Annotated in this window: 15 protein-coding genes; 13 read left to right on the top strand and 2 right to left on the bottom strand. The window is 59.2% G+C overall.

Translation table 11 applies throughout. From position 1 onward, the window contains the following. Positions 1-303: 303 nt before the first annotated feature. From mraZ to ftsZ, 13 genes are all read left to right on the top strand, one after another. Positions 304-747: a division/cell wall cluster transcriptional repressor MraZ gene (mraZ, locus tag ACO6BQ_RS08635; protein ID WP_006692737.1), complete on the top strand. Its 444-nt coding sequence runs from the start codon at positions 304-306 to the stop codon at positions 745-747. Beyond that, entirely contained in the window at positions 744-1,679 is a 936-nt protein-coding gene (gene rsmH / locus ACO6BQ_RS08630; protein ID WP_489120457.1) for a 16S rRNA (cytosine(1402)-N(4))-methyltransferase RsmH, read from the top strand. The genes mraZ and rsmH overlap by 4 nt, the downstream gene beginning before the upstream one ends. A 30-nt stretch (positions 1,680-1,709) precedes the next feature. Next, the gene (locus ACO6BQ_RS08625) at positions 1,710-2,084 is read left to right on the top strand and encodes a cell division protein FtsL (RefSeq protein ID WP_489120456.1); all 375 of its coding nucleotides are present in this window, start codon (positions 1,710-1,712) and stop codon (positions 2,082-2,084) included. A 6-nt stretch (positions 2,085-2,090) separates the two neighbouring features. Then, positions 2,091-3,575 (top strand): UDP-N-acetylmuramoyl-L-alanyl-D-glutamate--2,6-diaminopimelate ligase, encoded by a 1,485-nt coding sequence (locus ACO6BQ_RS08620; RefSeq protein ID WP_489120455.1) that lies wholly within the window; start codon positions 2,091-2,093, stop codon positions 3,573-3,575. A gap of 1 nt (position 3,576) precedes the next feature. Continuing rightward, positions 3,577-4,983, top strand: coding sequence for a UDP-N-acetylmuramoyl-tripeptide--D-alanyl-D-alanine ligase (locus ACO6BQ_RS08615; protein ID WP_489120454.1), 1,407 nt, complete (start codon positions 3,577-3,579; stop codon positions 4,981-4,983). Next, the gene (gene mraY / locus ACO6BQ_RS08610) at positions 4,983-5,969 is read left to right on the top strand and encodes a phospho-N-acetylmuramoyl-pentapeptide-transferase (protein WP_489120453.1); all 987 of its coding nucleotides are present in this window, start codon (positions 4,983-4,985) and stop codon (positions 5,967-5,969) included. The genes ACO6BQ_RS08615 and mraY overlap by 1 nt, the downstream gene beginning before the upstream one ends. Positions 5,970-6,192: 223 nt before the next feature. After that, the gene (gene murD, locus ACO6BQ_RS08605) at positions 6,193-7,575 is read left to right on the top strand and encodes a UDP-N-acetylmuramoyl-L-alanine--D-glutamate ligase (protein ID WP_489120452.1); all 1,383 of its coding nucleotides are present in this window, start codon (positions 6,193-6,195) and stop codon (positions 7,573-7,575) included. After that, positions 7,572-8,687: an undecaprenyldiphospho-muramoylpentapeptide beta-N-acetylglucosaminyltransferase gene (gene murG, locus ACO6BQ_RS08600; protein WP_489120451.1), complete on the top strand. Its 1,116-nt coding sequence runs from the start codon at positions 7,572-7,574 to the stop codon at positions 8,685-8,687. Before murD ends, murG begins: the two co-directional genes overlap by 4 nt. 5 nt (positions 8,688-8,692) lie before the next feature. After that, on the top strand, positions 8,693-11,023 hold the full coding sequence (murC, locus tag ACO6BQ_RS08595) for a UDP-N-acetylmuramate--L-alanine ligase (RefSeq protein ID WP_489120450.1): 2,331 nt from the start codon (positions 8,693-8,695) through the stop codon (positions 11,021-11,023). Then, positions 11,020-11,748, top strand: a complete 729-nt coding sequence (locus tag ACO6BQ_RS08590; protein WP_489120449.1) for a cell division protein FtsQ/DivIB — start codon at positions 11,020-11,022, stop codon at positions 11,746-11,748. Before murC ends, ACO6BQ_RS08590 begins: the two co-directional genes overlap by 4 nt. Beyond that, the gene (locus tag ACO6BQ_RS08585; protein WP_489120448.1) at positions 11,749-12,450 is read left to right on the top strand and encodes a DUF881 domain-containing protein; all 702 of its coding nucleotides are present in this window, start codon (positions 11,749-11,751) and stop codon (positions 12,448-12,450) included. Beyond that, a complete protein-coding gene (locus ACO6BQ_RS08580) occupies positions 12,447-12,797 on the top strand; it encodes a small basic family protein (protein WP_006692726.1) in 351 nt (116 codons plus the stop codon). Before ACO6BQ_RS08585 ends, ACO6BQ_RS08580 begins: the two co-directional genes overlap by 4 nt. A gap of 167 nt (positions 12,798-12,964) precedes the next feature. After that, positions 12,965-14,200: a cell division protein FtsZ gene (ftsZ, locus tag ACO6BQ_RS08575; RefSeq protein ID WP_489120447.1), complete on the top strand. Its 1,236-nt coding sequence runs from the start codon at positions 12,965-12,967 to the stop codon at positions 14,198-14,200. Between the two features lie 55 nt (positions 14,201-14,255). Here the strand turns inward: ftsZ and aroH are convergent, their stop codons facing one another. After that, positions 14,256-14,615: a chorismate mutase gene (gene aroH, locus ACO6BQ_RS08570; RefSeq protein WP_489120446.1), complete on the bottom strand. Its 360-nt coding sequence runs from the start codon at positions 14,613-14,615 to the stop codon at positions 14,256-14,258. 3 nt (positions 14,616-14,618) lie between these two features. Continuing rightward, complete coding sequence (locus ACO6BQ_RS08565; protein ID WP_489120445.1) at positions 14,619-16,214, bottom strand: ABC1 kinase family protein; 1,596 nt, start codon at positions 16,212-16,214, stop codon at positions 14,619-14,621. Between the last annotated feature and the right edge of the window lie 144 nt (positions 16,215-16,358).

Genomic DNA, 16,358 nt, shown 5'->3' with positions numbered 1-16,358 from the left:
TATGCGTCCGGTTTGTCTCCTTGTTCGGACGAAAAAATCTACGCCAATCTAACGGCCTTCATTTTATCAGCGATTCCTAGGAACTAAGTCCTTTTTTGTGCTTTTGGACAAGGTCGGGTATTCCGCGCACAGCCTTTTATGGCGTGGATTTGGGGGTGTTTTAGAGATTGTATGCAAGGAAAAGGGAATGCCTGTTTTCTTGAAAAAAAGGGGGAATTTTGCTATAACTGTTAGTAAAAGTGGTGAATTGTGGTGGATAGTGCCACGTGGTGGCGATAGAGAATCGAAGGGTGGTGCGGCAGGATGTTCATGGGGGAATACACTCATAGCATTGATGCCAAGGGCCGCGTCATCCTGCCCGCCGATTTTCGGCAGGAGCTCGGTGTCTCGTTCATCATCACGAAGGGGCTGGACGGCAGTCTCTTCCTTTTCCCACAGGCGGCATGGGACGAGTTCGCGGCGAAGCTGCGGACGCTCTCGATTGCCGACCCGAATGCGCGTGCGTTTGCCCGCTTCTTCATTGCAGGTGCACGCACGCTCGAATGTGATAAGCAGGGACGTTTTCTCGTACCTGCAAATCTGCGTGCCTACGCGAATATCGGTCTCAAGCAGGATGTCATCCTCACGGGTGCAGATGCACGCATCGAGGTCTGGGACAAGGAGAAGTGGCTGCGCTATGCGGGTGAGGTCGATCCGAACATCACGGAGATCTCGACGCAGCTTGCAGGCTACGGGATTACGATATGAGCGACTTTCATCACATCAGTGTTCTGCCAGAGGAAACGATTGAAGCCCTCGCGGTGCGCCCCGACGGTGTCTATGTGGACTGTACGCTCGGCGGAGCTGGGCACGCGGGGCGTATTGCACGGCAGCTTTCTGCGAAAGGCCGTCTCATCGGCATTGATCAGGACGAAATCGCGATTGCGGCAGCAAAGGAGCGTCTCGCGGATGCCGTGTGTCGGGTGACGCTTGTACGAGATAACTTCCGTAACCTCGCGGCGATTCTCGCCCGCGAAGGTGTGGATGAGGTGGACGGCATCCTCTTCGATCTCGGCATCTCATCGCCGCAGATCGACACGGCAGAACGCGGTTTTTCCTATATGCAGGACGCGCCGCTTGATATGCGTATGGATCGTCGTGCGGTGCGCAGTGCCTATACCGTTGTCAATGAATACGGCGTAGAGGAACTTACGGAGATTTTTTACACATACGGTGAGGAACGATGGGCAAAGCGCATTGCTGCGTTTATTGCGGAGACGCGAAAAATTCGTCCCATCGAGACGACAGGCGAGCTCGTCGCCGTCATCGACCGTGCCGTGCCGAAGGCGGTACGCGCAAAGGGCGGGCATCCCGCCAAGCGGGTGTTTCAGGCGATCCGGATCGAGGTCAATGAGGAGCTGACGATTCTCTCGGATGCGCTTCGCGATGCGGTACACGCACTCTGTACAGGCGGGCGGCTCGCTGTTATCACGTTTCACTCGCTTGAGGATCGCATTGTCAAAAGGACGATGCAGGAAGCGGCACGCGGCTGTATCTGTCCGCCGCACACGCCCGTCTGCATCTGCGGTCATGCACCGGAGGTGCGCCTGATCGGCAAGGCACGCGCAGCAAGTGCTGCTGAATGCGCGGCGAATCCACGGGCAAAGAGCGCAAAGCTGCGCGTCGCAGAGAAAATATAAGGAAGCAGAGACCAAAGGAGGTGAGGGTGTATGCCGGCACATAAAGTGTATGCTTATGAATATGCGTATGAGGAGGAGATACGACCCGCACCACAGCCGGAGCCTCCCAAGGAGCCGCTGATCCGACGGGAGGTCAATACGAATCTCAGGAACTGTCTGCGTGCCATCTTCTTTCTGATTGCATTTGGCGCAATGGTGGTGACGCTGCTTGGCGGCATCAGTGCGAACAACGGATATACCCTACTCGAAACGCAGCAGAATGCCGACCAGCTGGAGCAGGAAAACGAGCGCCTGAAGATCGAGATTGCACAGCTGAAATCACCCGCACGCATTGAGGCGATTGCGGTGGAGCAGCTGCATATGCAGGTGCCGCAGAATATGTATTTTTCACATGAAGGGGAATGATGGCACATGATGAAGCATTTGTCAGAGCTTGCCGCGCTCCTGAATGATGCACGGATTTCGGGCGGCGATGCCGAGATTACGAGCATTGAGCGGGACTCGCGCCGCGTGCAGGAGGGGGCACTCTTTGTCTGCATCAGCGGTGCTCATGTGGATGCACACAGCTTTATACCGAATGCGGCGCGGGCGGGAGCTCGCGCCATTTTGACGGAGCGAGAGACGGTGGATGTCCCCCACGGCATCACCGTTCTCCATGTGGCGGATCTCCAAGAGGCGCTGGATGTCATTGTGCCGTATTTCTACGACTATCCCGCGCGCGCAATGCGCGTCATTGGGATTACGGGGACGAACGGAAAGACGACAACGAGCTATCTCGTGCGTGCGATCCTGCGCCATGCGGGGAAACGCGTGGGGCTGATCGGGACGATACAGGTCATGATGGAGGACGAGGTGTTCCCGACGGCGAACACGACCCCCGATGTCATTGTCATGCAGCAGCTGCTGTCCGAAATGCGTGCACGCGGGATGGATGTGGTCGTGATGGAGGTATCCTCGCACGCACTCGACCAGGGGCGCGTCGCGGGCATTGAGTTCGACACGGCGGTGTTCACGAATCTGACGCAGGATCACCTCGACTATCACAAGACGATGGAGAACTATGCGCGGGCAAAGGCACGGCTATTTGAGTATGTGTCTGCGCAGGGGGCAAAGTCGGGCAAAACTGCGGTGCTCAACGCAGACGACGCAGCAAGTGAAACGATGCGTGCACACACGCACTGCCCCGTCATTTCCTACGGTGTGGAACGCGATGCGGGTCTAATGGCAAAGGGCGTTCATTTGGCGCAGGACGGCATGGAGCTGACGCTCATGTATGATGGGGCACAGCTCGCACATCTCCACATCGGGCTCACGGGTCTGTTCAACGTGTCCAACGTGCTTGCGGCGACGGGAGCGGCACTTGCCGAGCATGTGTCTGCGGCGGATATTGCGGCAGCACTTACGGTGTTCACGGGCGTACCGGGACGCTTTGAGCTTGTGCGCGAAGGGCAGCCGTTCTCGGTCATCGTGGACTATGCACATACGCCGGACGGCATGGAGAATGTCCTGCGCACGGCGCGTGCAGTTACGGCGGGGCGTATCATCGCCGTGTTCGGGTGCGGCGGTGACCGTGATCGGACGAAGCGTCCCATCATGGGGCGCATGGCGGCGGAGCTGGCGGACATTGCCATTCTGACCTCGGACAATCCGCGCACGGAGGATCCGGCGGCGATTTTGGATGAGGTGGAGACGGGTGTCCTGCCCGTGATCGGTGCAAAGCCGTATAAAAAGCTGGTGGATCGCCGTACGGCGATTTTTCACGCAGTCGGGGCGGCGCAGGCGGGGGATACGGTCGTCATCCTCGGCAAAGGGCATGAGAACTACCAGATTCTGAAGGACAAGACGATTCATTTCGACGACCGCGAGACGGCACGCGAAGCAATCAGGGGGCTGTGATATGGAACTGACATGGAACGAGGTGCTGGCAGCGACCAATGCCAAGGTGCACAGCGGGAAGCTGCGCGGCAATGATGCCATCCCCAAGATCACGACGGATACACGGAAAATCGAGACGGGAGATCTCTTCATCGCCCTGCGCGGGGAGAACTTCGACGGTGCGGAGTTTGCGGCGGATGCGCTCCAAAAGGGAGCGTCGGCGGTTCTGGTCGGTGCGCCGCTTTCCAAATCGGTGGAAAAGGCTCTGAAGAATGCAAAGGGCGCAGTCCTTACGGTGTCCGACAGCCTCGCCGCATATCAGGCAATCGCGCACGCATGGCGCATGAAATTCGGCGTTCCCGTCGTTGCAATCACGGGCTCGAACGGCAAGACGACGACGAAGGATCTGATGGCGGCGGTGCTCTCGGCACGCGGTACGGTCTGCCGTACGGCGGCGAACTGCAACAATGAGGTCGGGCTGCCGCTGACCCTGCTCGGCATGACGGGCGGGGACGTTGCTGCCGTTGTGGAAATCGGTATGCGCGGGTTGGGGCAGATCGCCGCACTCGCACCCGTTGCCGCTCCCTCCATCGGCATTGTGACGAATGTGTGCGAGGTGCACATGGAGCTGCTCGGCTCGATCGAAAATATTGCAAAGGCAAAGGCGGAGCTCGTGCAGGCGATTCCCGCGGGCGGGACGGTCATCCTCAACGCGGACGATGCACGCGTTGCCGCGATGCGTTCCCTTGCGGCGGATGGTGTGCGCGTTCTGACCTACGGCATCGGCGCAGACGCCGACGTGCGTGCCGAGGCACTGCGTCTGACATCGGACGGTTCACAGTTCATGGTGATGTGGAACAATGAGCGGCACGACTACAGCATTCCGCTTGCGGGACGGCACAATGTCAGCAATGCGCTCGCGGCACTCGCGGCGGGCTTCGTCCTCGGCTACACGCCGCAGGAGATGCAGACGGGGCTGCAGCGGCTTGCGGTGACAAAGATGCGCTACGAGGTGCATGAGGTCGGCGCATGGACATTCATCAACGATGCCTACAATGCGAGTCCGTCGTCGATGGCGGCGGCACTTGAGACGACGGCAAATCTCTATGAGGGGCGCAAAATCGCCGTGCTCGGTGATATGTTGGAGCTCGGCGATGCCGCCGAGGAGGCGCATCGCAGGATTGGCCGCCGCGTGGCGGAGCTCGGCTTTGCGGCACTCGTGACCTATGGACCGCAGTCCCGATGGATGGATGCGGCGGCAGAGGCGGCGGGCTGTCCCGTCTGCCGTCACGCCGAGACGCATGAGGTGGCGGCGGAGTATCTGCGCTCACTTCTCAGAGACGGGGACACGGTTCTTTTCAAGGGGTCACGCGGCATGAAAATGGAAGCGGTCATTGCCCTCCTGGCGGGTGAGGAAGCGGAATACTGATGGAACATATCTTAGATTTTTTATCTCCCCAACTGCACATTCTGTTGACCTTTGTAACAGCACTTGCCATCGTTTTATTTAGTGGAGTTTATTTCCTCCCGTTTCTGCATCGCCTGAAATACGGGCAGAGCATTCGCGAGGAGGGACCTGCAAGCCACCGGGCGAAGAGTGGAACGCCGACGATGGGCGGTGTGATGATCGTGCTCGCCGTAACGGCAGCGACGCTGCTCTTTGCGCCGCTCACGGTGACGACGCTGCTCGCGCTCTTCATCTTCCTCGGGCATTTCCTGCTCGGCTTTGCGGACGACTACATCAAGGTGGTCAAGAAGCGCAACCTTGGACTGCGTGCCTGCCAGAAGCTGATCGGGCAGCTTATCATCGCCTTCGTTACGATCTTCATCGGGAGCACCCTGCTTGCACACGATACGAGTGTATGGATGCCGCTCATGGGAGCGCGGATCGACATCGGTATCCTCTACTATGTGCTTGTCATCTTTGTGCTTGTCGGCACATCCAATGCCGTCAATCTGACCGATGGGCTTGATGGGCTCGCCTCGGGCACGGTTGCTGTGGCGGCACTTTTTTACGCAGTGCTCATGTATGGCATGGACAGCGGGCTGATGGTGTTTTCGACGGCGATAATTGGTGCATGTATCGGTTTTTTGTGGTATAATCATCATCCGGCACGCATCTTTATGGGCGACACGGGCTCGCTCGCACTCGGCGGCGCACTCGCGGGTGTGGCGATTCTCTCGCACACGGAGCTGCTGCTGCCCATCGTGGGATTCGTTTTCTTCTGCGAGGCACTGTCCGTGATTTTGCAGGTCGTCTCGTTCCGGACGCGCGGCAAGCGTATCTTCCGCATGAGCCCGATTCATCACCACTTTGAGCTCGGTGGATGGAGCGAGACGCGCGTGGTCTATACGTTCTGGGCAGTCGGCGCGGCAGGCGCACTCCTTGCATGGATTGTGGTGCTGCTTTCGTGAAAGAATACACCTGCATACTCCACGCAAACACCTCGTTACACAAGCGATCGTGTGCTTATTCGCCTAAATACCTGCGGACTTCTTAAACGCGCTGCGCTTGAACGAAAGAAATCCGCAGGGGGCGAAACGCACACTTTACTCGCTTGTTCCACTAGGGTTTGCTTTGGAGTATCGCATGATATCCATTTTTCATACATCACATATATAAGGAGGACACAGGGAATTGTCCTATCACAATCAGTCTGCGCTCGTCATCGGGGCGGGCATCAGCGGCTTCGCGGCGGCAAAATACCTTGCGGCGGCGGGCGCACGCGTGACGCTCTCGGATGCGAAGGATGAGGCGGACGCGGAAAAAGATGCGGTAACGCAGCAGCATATTGAGACTTTACGGGCGCAGGGAATCTCCTGCGTCTTTGGTGCACAAAGGGAAGAACTTCTGGACGGTACGGATCTCATCGTCCTTTCGCCCGCCGTGCCGGAGCGCATTCCGCTCGTCCGTGCTGCACGAGAGCGTGGCATCCGCGTCACGACAGAGGTGGAGCTTGCAGGAGAGATTGCGTCTGCGCCCATCTATGCCATCACGGGGACGAACGGCAAGACGACTACGACGACCCTGCTCGGAGAACTCCTGCGTGCGCATTTCCCTGCGGTCGGTGTCGGCGGCAATATTGGCGTTCCACTGATCGACGTGGCTCAGGAAACTCCTGCGGACGGCGCAATCGCGGCGGAGATCTCAAGCTACCAGATGGAGGCGACCACGCATTTTCACGCGCATATCGTCGCGGAGCTGAATGTAACCCCCGATCACATCGTCCGTCACGGTTCGATGGAGATCTATCAGGCGATGAAGGAAAAGCTCTTTGCCGCGCAGACGGCGGACGACTTCCTCGTGCTGAACTATGACGACCCGCATACGCGCGGCATGACAGAGCGTGCAAAGGGGAAAGTGTGCTTTTTCAGCCGACGCGAGGAACTGACGGAGGGGGCGACCGTGCGTGCAGACGGCATGATCGTCATTCGTTGGGACGGTGCGGAGCATGTGCTGATTCGGACGGATGAACTCGGCATTCCGGGCGGGCACAACATCGAGAACGCACTCGCGGCTGCTGCTATGGCGTTCCTTGCGGGGGTGACATCCGCCGAGATGCGTCCCGTGCTGCGTTCGTTCACGGGCGTGGAGCACCGTATCGAGTTTGTGCGCACCGTGGACGATGTCAGATATTACAACGACTCGAAGGCGACGAATACGGACTCGGCGATCAAGGCACTCGAGGCGTTCGACGGGCATATCATCCTGATTGCAGGCGGCGATGACAAGCTGACCGATCTTGCGGAGTTTATGACGCTCGTGCACGCACGCGTCGATGAACTCATCCTTGTCGGGGATGCGACGGAGCGGTTCGCAGCGGCGGCACTGGAGACAGGGCTTACGACGGAGCACATCCACCGTGCGGGCTATCACATGGAGGAGGCGGTGCGGATCGCGTATGAACGCGCCGCGCCGCCGCAGACCGTCCTGCTCTCCCCTGCGTGTGCGAGTTTCGATATGTACGGCGGCTATGAGGAGCGCGGACGTGACTTCAAGAGGATCGTGAACGAGCTATGAACATCATCGTATCCGGCGGCGGGACGGGCGGACACATCTATCCCGCGCTCACGATCATCCGTGCCATTCAGCGTCGCGAGCCGTCCGCACGTATCCTCTACGTCGGCGGACGCAACGGGCTTGAGGAGGACATCGTCCCGCGCGAGGGCATTGACTTCATCGCAATGGATCTTGCGGGCTTTCAGCGCAGCATTTCCATCGAGAACATCAGCCGTGCATGGCGTGCGTTGCGTGCGGTTGCGCGTGCACGCGGCATTGTGCACGGATTTCGTCCCGATGTCGCCATCGGGACGGGCGGCTACGTCGCGGGTCCGATCCTGCTTGCGGCGAGTCTGGCGGGTGTGCCGACGCTCGTGCAGGAGCAGAATGTCTTTGCGGGTGTGACGAACCGCATCCTCGCAAAGTTTGCGACGGCAATCGCCGTCGGCATGGAGGACGCACAGCGTGTATTTCCAAAGGAAAAGACCTATGTGACGGGCAATCCAATTCGCCCCGAAGTGCTGACAGCGACGCGTGCGGAGGGAGCGAGGGTGTTCGGGTTTGACCCCGCGAAAAAGACGGTGCTCGTCTCGGGCGGCAGCCGTGGGGCGCGTTCGATCAACCGTGCGATGGTCGAGGTCATCGTGCACGCGGCAGAGCAACGTGAGGTGCAGTACCTCCATGTGACGGGCGCAGACGAGCATGGAGACACGCTTGCCCGCATTCGCAGTGCGGGTGTGCGGCTTGAGGAGCATCCGCATCTGCGCGTTCTGCCGTATCTCTACAATATGCCGGAGGCAATGGCGATGGCGGATGTCGCCGTCTTTCGTGCGGGCGCAACGGGGCTTGCGGAACTCGCGGCACGGGGGGTACCCGCGATCCTCATCCCATATCCGTACGCTGCGGAGAACCATCAGGAGAAGAATGCGCGTGCGATGGAGGCGGCGGGCGCGGCAGAGGTCATCCTCAACCGTGACCTGAGCGGAGATGTGCTCAGAGAGGCACTACGGAGGATGCTTGCGGACGATGCACGCCGCGCGGATATGGCAGCGGCGATGAAGCGTCTCGGAAAGCCCGAGGCGGCAGAGGAAATTGCGGCACTTGCGCTGCGGATTTGTAAAGGAGAAGGGTGAGGGCGTTGCTCAAGGACTTGAAGGGGATTCACAACATACATTTTGTCGGCATCGGCGGCGCAGGGATGAGTCCGCTCGCAAAAATTCTCCTCCTGCTCGGCTACAACGTCTCCGGCTCCGATCAGGGCACATCGCCCATCATCGAGGAGCTGGTGCGTCTCGGCGCGCGTGTGTGGACGGACGGACAGCGTGCGGAGAATGTGCGCGGCGCGGATGCGATCGTCGTCTCCACGGCGATTCCCTATGACAACCCCGAGGTGATTGCGGCGTGGGATCTGCGCATCCCGAAGCTGCACCGTTCGGACATCAACGCCGCACTTGTCAACGAGTACGACGGGATTGCGGTCGCAGGCTCGCACGGCAAGACGACGACCACCTCCATGATCGGCGTGACGCTCGATCGCGTGGGCGTGTCCCCGACGATTATCGTCGGCGGTGAGGTGCCCGACCTCGGCACAAACGCGAAGCGCGGCACGAGCCGCTACCTCGTCTCCGAGGCGGACGAGAGCGACGGCTCCTTCCTCAAGCTGCGTCCGCACGTCGCCGTTGTGACGAACGTCGAAGACGATCACATGGATCACTACGGCACGATGGAGAAGATCATCGCCGCGTTCCGCACCTTCATCGACCAGGTGGACGAGGACGGGACGGCAATTCTTTGCTTTGAAAATGAAATTCTGCGAAAGCTCGCGGCAGAGACGAAACGCTGCGTGATTTCCTATGCCATCGACACGGAGGCGGATTATCGTGCGGCGGACATCGAGGCGCACGGCTCGATCATCTCCTTCACCGTGTTCGAGCGCGGCGTGGAACTGGGGCGCGTCTCGCTTAACATTCCGGGGCGTCACAATGTGCTCAACGCGCTCGCCTGCATCGCCGTCGCCCGTCTTGCGGGGGTCGCGTTTGCACAGATCCAGGATGCGCTCGCGGGCTTCCACGGGGCAAAACGCCGTTTCCAGACGAAGGGCAAGGAGCACGGTGTTTGGGTCGTGGACGACTATGCCCACCATCCGACCGAGATCGCCGTGACGCTCACGGCGGCGCGTGCGACGAATCCCGGACGGCTCATCTGCGTGTTCCAGCCGCATCGCTACTCGCGTACCAATCTCCTGCGCACGGAGTTCGGTGCATGCTTTGCCGCTGCCGATCTGCTCATCCTCACCGATGTCTATGCGGCGGGCGAGACTCCGATTCCGGGTGTCAGCGGCGAGACGCTGATGGAGGAGGTCGCAAAGCAGACGGGGCAGGATGCGGTCTATCTGCCGGAACGTGTCGACCTCGAACGCTACCTTGCACAGCATGTGCGTGCGGGTGACCTTGTCATCACGATGGGGGCGGGCAACATCCTGGAGGTTGGGGAGACGCTGGTCGAACAGCTGAAAAATGGAACGGCGGGCACGGGGGAGCGTCCGATTGTCGTCGTTATGGGAGGTCCCTCCACCGAGGCGGAGGTGTCGCGCCGCTCGGGCACGGCGATCCTCGAGGCACTGCGTACGAAGGCGTATCCCGTCATCGGCATGGAACTCGTACCAACGACATTTGCCGAGGAGATTCAAAAGCTGAACCCCGCGATCGTATTTAATGCGCTGCATGGGAAATACGGCGAGGACGGCATCCTGCAGGGCACGCTTGATATGCTCGGGATTCCCTATACGGGCTCGGGCGTGCGCGCAGCCGCACTCACCATGGACAAGGTGACAGCGAAGCGGATCTTTTGTGCGGAGGGGATTGCAACCCCGCGTTTTTGCTGCATATCCAAGGCGGAGCGGGATGTATATACAGCGGAGCGCATCCGCACGGAGTTTGATCTGCCCGTTGTCGTCAAAGCACCCGAGCAGGGCTCAAGCATCGGTGTCTACATCGTGACACGGGAGGAAGATTTGCAGAGTGCAATCGACGAGGCGTTTTCCTATGGCAATGAGGTGCTCATCGAGGAGTTCATCGAGGGACGTGAGCTGACTGTCGCCGTCTGGGGAATCCCTGCGGATGCACAGGCACTGCCCGTCATCGAGATCACGACGACCTCGGGGCGCTACGACTACGAGAGCAAGTATACGCCGGGGGCTTCGGCACACATCGTGCCGGCAGAGCTTTCGCCGGAGTGCACGGCTGCCGTGCAGGAACTCGCCGTCCGTGCGTTCAAGGCATGCGGCTGTACGGGTGTCGCGCGCATCGATGTCATGCTGAGTACGGCGGGCGAGCCGTATGCGATTGAGGTCAATGCGGTGCCGGGCATGACGGCGACCTCGCTCGTGCCCGATGCCGCGCGTGCGGTCGGCATCGAGTTCCCTGCGCTCTGTGAGAAAATCCTCGCGATGGCAGGGTACACCCGATGAGTTCACGCCGCGTTCTAAAGGGGGCACTCTACCTCCTCTGCATCGCTGCCGTGATCGCCGCCCTCATCTACTCGCCGCTCTTCACCTTTCAGCAGCTCGTCGTACGCGGCAACGTCCGTCTCGACGAGGCGGAGCTCTGTGAGATCGCACGCATCAACTATGGTGCGCGGCTCTTTGAGCTCAAGACGGATGCCATTACGACGAACCTCCTCCACGATCTGCGCATTGAGTCTGCCGTCGTGCGGCGGCAGCTGCCGAACAAGATCGAGATGGACATCGTCGAACGCATTCCTGTTGCCACCGTCGCGTGCGACTACGGTTATCTGGACTTTGACCGACAGGGGAAGGTCATCGCGAGCTACCGTTCGCTCAAGGGGGCGGACATCCCCATCATCACGGGCGTGAAGCTGCGTGACCTCTACATTGGGGACGACAACAACAACGCTCAGGTCGCGCAGGTCATCACCTTCCTCAGCAGGATTGATCCCGCCGATATCGGGCAGATCTCCGAGGTCAACATCACCGTGCCGGCCGCCGTTGTTGCCTATACGAAGAGCGCACTGCCGATCCGTCTTGGAGAGCTGGGGCGCATTCCGGACAAGGCGGGGCTTACACAGGATTTTTTACAGGATCAAAAGACCACGCGCCATACGGTCGAGTACGTCGACTTCAGCTATGACGCGCCATTCATCAAACTCGCGGATAAGACCACAGAGGGGAAATAAATGAAACAATTTTGGCAGGGTGGGTGGCTCATTGCCCTCGTCTGCGTCCTGATCGGCTTTATGATTGCCGTGCAGTTCCGTACGGCACAGGACGGGAAGGGCAGTCTTTCGCAGCAACGCATCGAGGAGATTTCCGACCGTCTGCTCCAGACGGAGCACGAGCGCGACGAGCTCGGTGAGGAGCTGCACAAGATGCAGGCGGCAGTCGCCGACGTGGGAAATCGACAGGATCAGGAAATGCTGCGCTACCGTGCCGCACTCGTCCCTCTCGAGGGCGAGGGGGTCATCGTACGCATGGACGACAGCACAAAGCCTGTAAAGGCGGGGGAGAATCCCAACCTCTACGTCATCCATGATGACGATCTCCTGCGCGTCATCAACGAGCTGCGTGCGGCGGGGGCGGAGGCGATCTCCGTCAATGGACAGCGTCTCACGGGCATCTCTGAGATTCGCTGTGCAGGTCCGACGCTCTCCGTGAACAATGTACGCTCGTCCGCACCGTTTGAGATTCGAGCAATCGGCGATAAGAAGTCCCTCGAGAACTCGCTGCGGATGCGCGGCGGCGTGGTCGAGACGCTGAGCGTCTGGGGGATCCAGCTCGACATCACGGTGAGCAACGATGTCTACATCCCGCCCTATCGCGGGAGCATTCGCCAGAGCTATGCGCGCGAGACCGAGGAGCGCGAGGAGGGAAGCAAATGATCTACATCGTCATCGTGAGCCTCGTGATCGGTCTCCTCATCGGCTACAACAGTCCGATTGTCATACCGCTCGCCTACTCAAAACTCTTCTCCGTCGCGCTCGTCGCCGCACTGGATGCGGCATTCGGCGGTCTTCGGGCGGCGGTTGCAGAGCGTTTTGACAAGCATGTCTTTGTCACCGGATTCTTCTCGAACACACTGCTCGCAGCGGCACTCGTCTTCATCGGCGACCGCCTCGGCATCGACCTCTACTATGTCGCGCTGCTTGCGTTCGGCTTCCGCATCTTCAAGAACCTCGCGATCCTGCGCCGCTATCTGCTCAAGGACTATCGTGACGGTGCACAGTGACCGTCTTTGCTATGGACGCTGTTTCTTTTCTTCGCAGGAAAATTGTATCCGTTTTATCGGTGGTTCTCTAAAATTTTTTCTCTGCTATGGAAATATATTGATTTTCATGGTAAAATGAGCGAGGAAAATTATTACTTATTGATAGTTGAACATGATACAGATATGATATGGAGGCTGAAGCTGTGTTCGAAATGGATGATACCTTTGAAGAACTCGCAAAGATCATCGTTGTCGGTGTAGGCGGCGGCGGCGGTAATGCAGTAAACAATATGATTGATTCCGGTTTGCAGGGCGTTGAGTTTGTTGCAATCAATACGGATGCCCAGGCGCTTTTGCAGTCAAAGGCGGCAGTGCGCATTCAGATCGGCGATAAGGGGCTCGGCGCAGGTGCGCGTCCCGAGATCGGCGAGGCGGCTGCGATGGAAAACCGTGATAAAATCGTAGAGGCACTGCGCGGAGCGGACATGGTATTCATCACCGCCGGCATGGGCGGTGGTACGGGCACGGGGGCTGCGCCTGTCGTTGCCGAGTGTGCGCGGGAGCTTGGTGCGCTCACCGTTGCCGTTGTCACGCGTCCCTTCTCCTATGAAGGTATGAAGCGTGCGCGTAACGCAGAGACGGGGATCACGAATCTGCAGCAGCACGTCGATACGATTATCACGATTCCGAACGATCGCCTCATGAAGATCATCGATAAGAGTACACCTGTCACAGAGGCGTTCAGCAAGGTGGACAATGTGCTCTGGCAGGGGGTCAAGGGCATCACCGATCTCATCACGAACCAGGGAGTTGTCAACCTCGACTTCGCGGACGTTCAGACCACGATGGCAAACGGCGGTGCGGCGATCATGGGCATTGGCGAGGCGCGCGGCGAGGGAGCGTCGATTGCGGCGGCAAAGGCGGCAATCGAGTCGCCGCTGCTGGAGACGAGCATCGAGGGTGCGACCTCCGTCATCATGAACTTCACCGGCTCCAGGGCTCTCAGTATGTACGAGGTCAACGAGGCGTCTGAGTGGCTGAACAGCGTTATCATGAACGCGACGAACGGGCGTCAGGCGAATATCATCTGGGGCATTGGCGTGGACGAGGGTCTCGATGACAGCGTTCGGGTCACTGTCGTTGCGACGGGCTTTGGTCTTACGGACAACGGTACGGGTGCTACTGCCGAGCCGGATCTGGGACTCGGTACGGATTGGATCTCCATGCCGGGGATGACCGGTGCATCCGCACAAAAGACAGCTTCTCCCGTGCAGCCGCAAGCGCAGGCGCGTCCCGCCACTGCAATTGTTCCCCCGAATCTTGGCACTGCGGCGAATAATCGTCGTATGAACGTTGTTGAGCCGAATGCCGGTTCCGCCGGCACGGATATCATTGACATTCCCGAATGGATGCGCCGCCGATAAATACAAATGTGACAAATAAAAAACACCGCATTGCGGTGTTTTTTATTTGGAGATACTACCCCTCGAGGTCGGGACGTAAGTTTGCCGCTGCGCGCAGGTAGATGTGATGAATGTCCTTCTGGGGCACGTCAATGTTGACGAGGAGGAGTACACGGATGCAGCGCGGGAGACTGTTCTCAATGGCGCACTGCCGTGCATCAAAGAGTGGAACGAGGTCAAAGCATGCAATGCGCCGCACGCCTGCCGTGGGGAATGCCGCCGTCAGATCTTCGGTCACGCTGAAGATTGCTGCACCGATGTCCTCCGGTGCAATGGCGTTCGTGCGCATGAGTTCTGTAATAAGCTCCTGCGCCGCCTGCCAGATTTCCTCCTGATCGTTGTGCTCCACCGTAATCGCACCGCGTATACCGCGCATGGTCTACACCCCCTTGTGAATGTCCCAGATGAGTCGGAGACTTAGAATGAATGCGATGAGATAGCCGAGAATTCCAAGGAATGGGATGCCGCCAATCTGCGGCTTCATATCCGTCGTGCAGATTGTGCTCGATGCGATGAGAAGCGCGGCGCACAGGAGGGCGATGATGAGCTTGTTCATCATCTTGTCAAGACGCTGAACGGGCTCCTCCGAGCCTGTGAGGTCGATGTTCAGCTTTGCCTGTCCGCTCATGGTCATCTTGAGCAGATCGGCAAGTTGCTCGGGGATCTGGACGGATTTGCGCAGGAGCATGATGCCCTCCTGCTTTGCCTTTGTGAGGCCCTCACGCCATGTCATTCCCTGCACGATGCCGAGCGAGAGGCTGCGTGCGAAGATTTCGAGAAAGCTAACCTCCGGCGCACAGCGGCGCATGACAATCTCGACGGTCATGACGCCCCGCGCAAACATGGCAAGCCCGCTCGGACAGCCGATGTGGTGCATCCGCAGGATACCGAGAATCTGATTCGTCAGCACCCCCATATGCACGTCGGTGAAATCGAGTGAGCCGTACTGCTCAATCATCACGTCGATGTCCTGATAGAGCTGCGCGTGGTTGATGCGCCCCTTGACAATGCCGAGCGCGAGCACCGCTGCCTTCATTTCAAAGGTGTCGTGGGTCGCGAGCGCGACGATTGCGCGGCGCAGAGCCGTGCGATCGCGGTTGCTGAGCCGCCCCATCATTCCGAGGTCGAGCCAGACAATCGTGCCGCCGCGCACGCGGATGTTGCCGGGGTGCGGGTCGCCATGGAAAAAACCATCCTCGATGATCTGCTTCGCGTAGTTCTCGCCGAGCCGCCGTCCAATCTGCGTGACATTGACACCCGCTGCGTGCAGGGCATCGGTCTGATCGAGCGGGATGCCGTCGATGTACTCCATGACGAGGATGTGCTGGGTGGAGAGGTCGCGGAGGACATGCGGACAGGAGATAAAGGGATTTTCACGATTGAGGTGGGCAAACTCCTCGATATGTCCCGCCTCGATGAGAAAATCCATCTCCTGCTTTGCGATGTTCCACATCTCGTCCATGAGGGTGCGAAAATCTACCACATTGTCGCGATTGACGAGGCGGATGATGGTCGCCGCACGCTTCATGAGCGTGAGATCCATGCGCATGATCTCGTGAATACCGGGACGCTGCACCTTGATGACGACCTCCTCACCCGAGGAAAGGGTCGCACGGTGTGCTTGTGCAATGCTTGCAGAGCCGAGCGGCGTGCTGTCAATGGTGCGGAATACCTTGTTCCACTCACGGTTGTACTCCTGCTCCACAATGGAGAGGATGATGGGGAAGGGGAGGGGGCGCGCCCCCGTTTGGAGCTTCATCAGCTCGTCGCAGTATTCGGTCGGGAGAAAGTCGGGGCGCATGCTCATGATCTGCCCGAACTTCACAAAGGTGGGGCCGAGATCCTCGAAGATGGCGCGCAGCTTCACAGGGGTCAGACCATGCACGATGTCGTGGCGGCGCAGAACGGTCACCATCTCGCGCAGGCGCAGGGCGGCATTCTTGTTCTCCGTACCCTGTAAGAGTGTGCCAAGCATGATCTCACCTCCTGCATTACCGCCGTATTGGTTGTGATGCCGTCCCTCGCAAACGCTTAGTTACGCAAGCGGTCGGGCACTTATCTGGCTAGGGAAGCACTGATAAATTCAGCCGCGCCATCTTGACGCATCTTTTTTGCCCGC

This window comes from Centipeda sp. (in: firmicutes) (assembly GCF_057271695.1).
The sequence above is the reverse complement of the archived record's forward strand: the minus strand, read 5'-3'. Positions and strand labels throughout refer to the sequence as shown.